The 6,700-nt window shown below is 67.5% G+C and carries 8 protein-coding genes; 4 read left to right on the forward strand and 4 right to left on the reverse strand.

Annotated features, from left to right (window positions below; genetic code table 11):
* On the reverse strand, window positions 1-216 hold a 216-nt coding region (locus Q1V87_RS01580), incomplete at its 3' end, for an aldehyde dehydrogenase family protein (RefSeq protein ID WP_300590562.1).
* Window positions 217-428: 212 nt separating this feature from the next.
* Here Q1V87_RS01580 and Q1V87_RS01585 point away from each other — a divergent pair.
* Both Q1V87_RS01585 and Q1V87_RS01590 read left to right on the forward strand, forming a co-directional pair.
* Window positions 429-1,181 (forward strand): enoyl-CoA hydratase/isomerase family protein, encoded by a 753-nt coding sequence (locus Q1V87_RS01585; protein WP_005054989.1) that lies wholly within the window; start codon window positions 429-431, stop codon window positions 1,179-1,181.
* A complete protein-coding gene (locus Q1V87_RS01590; RefSeq protein WP_005054991.1) occupies window positions 1,178-2,026 on the forward strand; it encodes a 3-hydroxyacyl-CoA dehydrogenase family protein in 849 nt (282 codons plus the stop codon). Before Q1V87_RS01585 ends, Q1V87_RS01590 begins: the two co-directional genes overlap by 4 nt.
* A gap of 28 nt (window positions 2,027-2,054) precedes the next feature.
* Here Q1V87_RS01590 and Q1V87_RS01595 read toward each other — a convergent pair whose 3' ends face one another.
* The 3 genes from Q1V87_RS01595 to Q1V87_RS01605 form a co-directional block, all read right to left on the reverse strand.
* The gene (locus Q1V87_RS01595; protein ID WP_005054993.1) at window positions 2,055-3,113 is read right to left on the reverse strand and encodes an alcohol dehydrogenase; all 1,059 of its coding nucleotides are present in this window, start codon (window positions 3,111-3,113) and stop codon (window positions 2,055-2,057) included.
* A 102-nt stretch (window positions 3,114-3,215) separates the two neighbouring features.
* Window positions 3,216-4,115 carry a LysR substrate-binding domain-containing protein gene (locus tag Q1V87_RS01600; protein WP_300590563.1) on the reverse strand — a complete coding sequence of 300 codons (900 nt, stop codon included), beginning with the start codon at window positions 4,113-4,115 and terminating at the stop codon, window positions 3,216-3,218.
* 96 nt (window positions 4,116-4,211) lie between these two features.
* Entirely contained in the window at window positions 4,212-4,967 is a 756-nt protein-coding gene (locus Q1V87_RS01605; RefSeq protein WP_300590564.1) for a glucose 1-dehydrogenase, read from the reverse strand.
* 152 nt (window positions 4,968-5,119) lie between these two features.
* Here Q1V87_RS01605 and Q1V87_RS01610 point away from each other — a divergent pair, with 152 nt between their 5' ends.
* Together Q1V87_RS01610 and Q1V87_RS01615 are read left to right on the forward strand one after the other, a co-directional pair.
* Window positions 5,120-6,445, forward strand: coding sequence for a CoA transferase (locus tag Q1V87_RS01610; RefSeq protein WP_300590565.1), 1,326 nt, complete (start codon window positions 5,120-5,122; stop codon window positions 6,443-6,445).
* A gap of 1 nt (window position 6,446) precedes the next feature.
* Window positions 6,447-6,700: acyl-CoA dehydrogenase family protein (locus tag Q1V87_RS01615; RefSeq protein WP_300590566.1), on the forward strand; the 254-nt coding region annotated here is incomplete at its 3' end.

Here is a 6,700-nt window from a genome sequence, read left to right on the forward strand (position 1 = left end):
GAGGGTCAGCAGCGCGCTCAGTTCATCGATGCGGTCCCGGTGCAGCTGCGCCGCGCGTGCCAGGATCCCCGTCCGTTCGGCGAGCGGCAGCTCCCGGTACCTGCGGTAGGCCGTGTGCGAGCGGGCGACGATGTCGGCCACGTCCGCATCGCCGATCACGGCGTACTCGGCGACCGTCTGACCGGTGGCTGGGTTGATGGTCCGGTATGCACCCATCGTGGTCTCCTCGCTTCATTGCTGTCGTGCGGCTCTCGGGCCACGCCCGCCCAGATCGGCGGTCGTCTGGCGCGATACTGCCCACTCAGCCTGTCGCGCCGTGGCCGAGTTCGTCCAATACTGATCCCGGCCCAGATTGATAACGATGGCGCATCAGATGTACGTGGATCGGGTATTGGACGCGCATTGATCGGTGATGGGAGGCTGGGACGGTGACCACTCTGATACTCCGCGAGGGCGCGGACCGGCTTCACGTCGAACTGAACCGTCCTGACGTGCGAAACGCGATCAACGACGACATGGTCGACGAACTTCACGCGGTATGCACGAGCCTGGAGCGAGAGCCCCGCATCCTGATTCTCACCGGAACCTCCACGCCCGAACGGGGTGTGTTCGCGGCTGGCGCAGACATCCGGCAGCTGCTCGAGCGCGGCCGCGACGAAGCGCTGGCCGGCATCAACTCCGGGCTGTTCATCCGTATCGCGCGGCTGCCGATGCCGGTGATCGCTGCGGTCGACGGGTTCGCGATCGGGGGCGGTGCGGAACTCGCGTACGCGGCCGACATCCGGATCGCGTCCACCCGCGCCGTGTTCGGCAACCCCGAGACGGCGATCGGAATCCTGGCCGCGGCCGGGGCGACCTGGCGGCTCGCCGAGCTGGTGGGGGAGCCGCTGGCCAAGGAGATCCTGTTCACGGGGCGCCGGCTGGACGCCGAGGAGGCGCTGCGGTGTGGGTTGGTGGCCTCGGTGCATGAACCCGACCAGTTAGCGGCGGCGGCGGATACCGTCGCCGATCGGATCGCTGGCCAGGATCCGCTCGCCCTCCGCGTCTCGAAGCGCGTGCTCGCTGCGCCGCGGGACGCCCACCCCCTTGTCGACGAACTCGCGCAGGCGATCCTGTTCGAGTCGGACGCCAAGACGCAGCTGATGACCCGATTCCTCAACCGTTCTCAGGAGACCCGATGATCACTGTTCCCTCCACCGTCGGCGTGATCGGGGGCGGCCGCATGGGCGCCGGTATCGCGCAAGTGTTCGCTCAGGCGGGCGCCCAGGTCACCGTGATCGAACGTGACCCGGCGGCGGCGGGCGCGGCCGCCGCGCGGTTGGCCGATGGGATCCGCAAGGCCGCGGAGCGGGATGCCTCGGTCGACGTCGACGCAATCGCCGGCCGCGTCGCGGCCAGCGCCGACTACGAGGCGCTGCGGAATGCCGAGCTCGTGATCGAAGCGGTCCCAGAGACATTCGCACTCAAGGTCGAGGCGATGCAGAGAGCAGAGGGGATCGTGGAGGAGTCGGCGTGGCTGGCCACGAATACCTCATCGTTGTCGGTGACAAGGCTCGCGGCGCAGCTCGCGAGGCCGGAGCGCGTGTGCGGACTGCACTTCTTCAATCCGGTGCCGCCCTCGTCACTCGTCGAGATCGTGCTGACGCCGTCGACCGACCCGGACCTGCGGCAACGGGCGGAGCAGTGGGTGACATCGCTGGGGAAGACCCCGATCGTCGTCAACGACGCGCCCGGCTTCGCGAGCTCCCGCCTGGGCGCGGCAATCGCGCTGGAAGCGATGCGGATGCTCGAAGAGGGGGTGGCCAGCGCTGAGGACATCGACACGGCGATGGTGCTGGGATACCGTCACGCGACAGGTCCGTTGCGCACCTCCGATCTTGTCGGGCTGGACGTGCGTCTCGGGATCGCCGAATACCTCTATGAGACGCTCGGCGAGCGGTTCGCCCCGCCGCAGATCCTCCGCGACAAGGTCGCGGCCGGGGAGCTGGGACGCAAGACGGGACGCGGCTTCTTCGACTACGCGTGAGTCGTGGCCGGCTGGACGCCCGGCGCGGTCACGCGCTGAGCACGATCCGGCCGGGCACGCCGCCCGCGGCGAGCCGGTCCAGCGCATCCTGCACCGCCGTCGCAGACAACTCCCCGTCGATGATCGGGAGATGCGGGAGCGCGCCGCGCCGCGCGAGCCCGACGAGCTCCTCGAGCTCGCCGAGGGACCCGACGAAGCTTCCGCGGATGGTGATGATCTTCAGAGTGAGCAACGCGGTGGGGATGACCAGCTCTCCGCCGAACAGCCCGACCTGAACCATCGTTCCGCCCTTGCGGAGCGCGGCGAACGCAGCGGGAGCTGTTGTGGAGTTGTTGACGAAGTCCACGATCGCCGCGACCGGCCCACCGGCGCCGGCGACGATGGCGGCGGCAAGGTCTTCCTGGCGGGCGGAGATCGTCGTGGTCGCTCCGAGCTGCCGCGCCAGTTCCAGATTGCGCTCCTGCAGGTCCACCGCGAGGACTGCTTCGTGGCCGAGCGCGCGCAGCGTGGCGATCGCCATCAACCCGACACCGCCGGCGCCTATCACCACGACCGGATCGGACGCGGTGGCCGGAAGGGCCTTGCGCGCGGCACTGTAGGCGGTCAGGCCGGAGCAGGCGAGAGTTGCGGCCCACCGCTCTTCGATCCCGGTGACGTCGAGGAGGTAACGGGGGTGCGGGACGAGGATAAACTCGGCATACCCGCCGTGGCGGGCGACGCCGAGGTTACGGGGCGAGGGGCACAGGTTCTCGTGACCTGCCTGGCATGCGTCGCAGGAGCCGTCGCCGATCCATGGGTAGACAAGGCGATGCTCACCCGGCGAGACCCCGTCGGCGTCGGGGCCGGCCGCTTCGACGACGCCGACGACCTCATGGCCGAGGACAAGCGGGTAGGTGACGCCCCGGTCGATCAGATTCAGACGCCCCCGGCTGCCGAGATCGTAGTACCCCTCACGCAGGTGCATGTCGGTGTGGCACACCCCGGAGCGAACAACGCGGAGGAGCACTTCGGTGCCCTCGGGCGTTGGTGTCGGCAGTTCCACATCGGTCACGGTGTGGTCGTCTTGGAAGATCGCGAACGCGTGCATGGTTGTCCTCGCCGTTGATATACGCACAGTGGACTCCACGCTTCCACTTCGTTCTGATTCTCTCCAATACCAAATGGCAGGCGGATTGATACCTGGCGACCCTTAGTCCTGCGGCGTCGGGAGGACGGATTCGGACAACCGGAGCACGGCGTGCAAGGCACGGTCGTCGCTGTCGCGCAGCCACGCCATCCGCAGCTCGACAGGTGCGACGTCGTCGGTCAGGCGCAGGAAGCGCAAGTGCGGGTCGGCGATGCTGTCGATCACCGAGGACAGGGTCAATGAGCAGCCGATCTCGGCGGAGACGAGGGACATCAGCGTCCACGAGTCCGGTGCGTGCTGGACGACATCGGCGTTGAACCCGGCGGCTCTACTCATCTGTCGCAGCCGCTCCAGCAGCAACGTGCCGGTCTGCGGTTGGAGCGACACGAACGGCTCACCCTCGAACTGCGCGATCGACACGGCACCGGCGTCGGCTAGACGGTGGGTCTCCGGGACGGCGATGACGAGTTCCTCGACAGCGATCACGCGGGTGCGCACGGCGGCGGGAATGTGGTCCCACCTGCCGAGGGCGATGTCGATGTCGCCGCGGGTGAGCAGCTGCATCGCCGGTTGGGCGAAGTGCTGGCTGAGCAGCTCGAGGTGGATGCCCGGGTGGTTCTGGTCGACCGCTCGGGCGAGCAATCCGACCATCACGTTGGAGGACGCACCCGCGTACGCCAGACGGACGTGACCGATCTCGCCCGTTCCGGCTGCGCGGGCGACCCTGCTCACCCTGTCCAGCGCGTCCAGGACCTCCTGGGCGGGGGCGACGAGGGCCTCGCCCACCGAGGTCAGCGTTACCTTGCGGGTGCTCCGCTCGAACAGCCGCGCACCCAACTCCCGCTCCAGCTGCTGGATGCCGCGGCTGATCGGTGGCTGCGCCATATGCAGGCGCTCGGCTGCCCGCCCGAAGTGCAGTTCCTCGGCGACGGCGAGGAAGGCGCGCAGCTGCTGCAGATCCATCCAGGGATTATTGCATAATCCGTACCGATGGAAGGTGGATTGGCATACAAGTCTGGATGAGTCGGCCGGGGGCGCGCAGACCCCGGCCGACCGAGATCACTGCGCGGTATAGCCGCCATCCACGACATACTCGGCGCCGGTGACGAAGGAAGCCTCGTCCGAGGCGAGGACGAGTACGACGTTCGAGACTTCCTCGGGCTGGCCGGGCCGGTCGAGGATCGTCGTGGACAGCACGGCTTTCGTCGACTCCGGCGTCGCCAGCAGCCCCGTGGTCATGGGGGTGGCGATGACACCGGGATGCACAGAGTTCACCCGGATGCCGTACTTGGCCAGGTCCACCGCGCTGGCCTTGGTCAGCAGCCGGACGGCGCCCTTTGACGCCTCGTACGCGGCGGCGCTCGGTGCGCCGATGATGCCGTAGATCGACGAGATGTTCACGATCGATCCCCCGCCTGCGCGGACCAGAGCAGGCACCGCGGCCTTGGTGCCGAGGAAGACACCCTTGGCGTTGATGCGGAAGATGAGGTCCCACTCCTCCTCTGTGGTCTCCTCGACGGGCTTGAGGATGAGCACCCCCGCGTTGTTGACCAGAATGTCGAGCCGGCCGAAACGCTGCTCGGCTTCTGCCACGATCTCGTCCCACCTCGCCGCGATCGCGACATCCTGCTCCAGCCCCACGACCGTCCCGCCGTCACGGTTCGCTTCGGCGACGGTGTGCTCGAGCCCGGCCGAGTCGACGTCGGTGGCGAGGACGCTCGCCCCTTCCTGGGCGAGGCGGCGCACATGCGCGCGCCCCATCCCGTTCGCCGCGCCGGTGACGATCGCGACCTTGCCTGCAAGCCTGCTACCCATGGGTTCTCCTTAGCCTCATTGCTGATCACGCCCAGGCGCAGGCCGCTGTCGGCACCGTCGCCTCGACGCTCCCCAGGGTGATGTCCAAACGGGAGTCTCGAGTGTGCCGTTCTGGAACAGCCCCTCGTTTCATGAGATCACAGCATCAATACGTGTCCGATCAGGTATTGGACGGACATAAACGGCTGCTGGGAGTCTGGATGGACATGACGACGACTGAGGTGTTCCCGATGATGAAGAGCTCGCTCCCGGATGACCGGACGGTGCAGGACGTTCCCGGCGGCCCTTTCGACGGCCTCCTAGTCGCCGATTTCGGCCGGGTACTTGCCGGCCCTTACTGCACGATGCTGCTCGCGGACCTCGGCGCGACGGTCATCAAGGTGGAGAGCCCGCTGGGGGATGAGACACGCAGCTACCGGCCACCGGAGTACCGAGGCGAGTCGACCTACTTCCTCTCCATCAACAGGAACAAGCAGTCTGTGGTGCTGGACTTCCGCAACCCCGATGACCTTGTCCTCGCACAGCGTCTCGCGGCCAGAGCCGATGTGGTCACAGAGAACTTCAAACCCAGCGGGCTCCGGCGATTCGGCCTGGACTACGAGTCCGTCAAGCGGGAGAACCCCAATGTGATCTACGCGTCGATCACCGGCTTCGGCACCGCGGGAGGCGCAGGGCTCGCCGGCTACGACCTGCTCGCACAGGCGCTGTCCGGACTGATGCGCGTGACCGGCGCGCCGAACACGGAAGGATTCCGCGCGGGCGTTGCGGTGTTCGATGTGATCACCGGATTGCACACCTGCATCGCGATCACCTCCGCCCTTTACCACCGACAGCGTTCGGGAGAGGGACAGCACGTCGAACTGAACCTGCTGTCCTCCGCACTGTCGGGCATGGTCAACCAGACCGGCGGGTTCCTGCTCAGCGGGCAGTCTCCTACCCGGATGGCCAACGACCACCCCAGTATCTACCCCTACGCACCGTTCCCCACCCGTGACGGGGAACTGGTCCTCGCGATCGGCAACGATGTGCAGTTCGCCACGTTCTGCGACACCATCGGGCTGCCGCAGCTGGCCGCAGACACCCGCGTCGCGTCCAATGCGGACCGCAGCGCGCACCGAGACGCCCTGCGCCCGTTGCTGACAGCACGGCTGGCGTCCAAGACCGCATGGGAATGGTTCGACATCCTCAGCCCGTTGCAGGTCCCATGCGCGCCGGTCCTGGATGTTCGCGGAGGCGTCGAGTTCGCCGCCAAGATCGGGCTGGACCCGAGCGTTCCGGCCGGCACCGACGACCAGGCGGTGCCCACCATTCGCAACCCGATCACGTTCTCCCGCACCCCCGCGACCTACCGCACCGCGCCTCCTGCACTCGACCAGGATGGCGAGGCGGTCCGACGGTGGCTGCAAGACGCGGAAGGCGATGAAGACCACGTCGGCGGCCGGGTCACCGTCCCGGCGATTCGGGAAGAGGGACACTAAGATGACGATCACGACGACAGCACACCCGGTCGACACAGACTTCTACCAGATCGGCGATCTTCTCGGCGACGACGACCGCAACCTCATCACACGTGTGCGCGGATTCGTGGACTCCGAGGTCCTCCCTGTCATCAACGAACACTGGGAGTTGGCGGACTTCCCCTACCAGATCCTCCCCGCCCTGGGCGAGCTTGGGATCGTGGGCACCGCGATCCAGGGCTACGGCTGTCCGGGACTGACCCGACTGCAGACCGG

Source organism: Microbacterium sp., assembly GCF_030149085.1.
In the GTDB taxonomy this organism is placed as follows: domain Bacteria; phylum Actinomycetota; class Actinomycetes; order Actinomycetales; family Microbacteriaceae; genus Microbacterium.

Excerpts from the sequence above, each read along its gene's own strand:
- Q1V87_RS01590 (WP_005054991.1), top strand. The coding sequence starts at position 1,178 with ATGATCACTGTTCCCTCCACCGTCGGCGTGATCGGGGGCGGCCGCATG.
- Q1V87_RS01595 (WP_005054993.1), bottom strand. The coding sequence starts at position 3,113 with ATGCACGCGTTCGCGATCTTCCAAGACGACCACACCGTGACCGATGTG.
- Q1V87_RS01600 (WP_300590563.1), bottom strand. The coding sequence starts at position 4,115 with ATGGATCTGCAGCAGCTGCGCGCCTTCCTCGCCGTCGCCGAGGAACTG.
- Q1V87_RS01605 (WP_300590564.1), bottom strand. The coding sequence starts at position 4,967 with ATGGGTAGCAGGCTTGCAGGCAAGGTCGCGATCGTCACCGGCGCGGCG.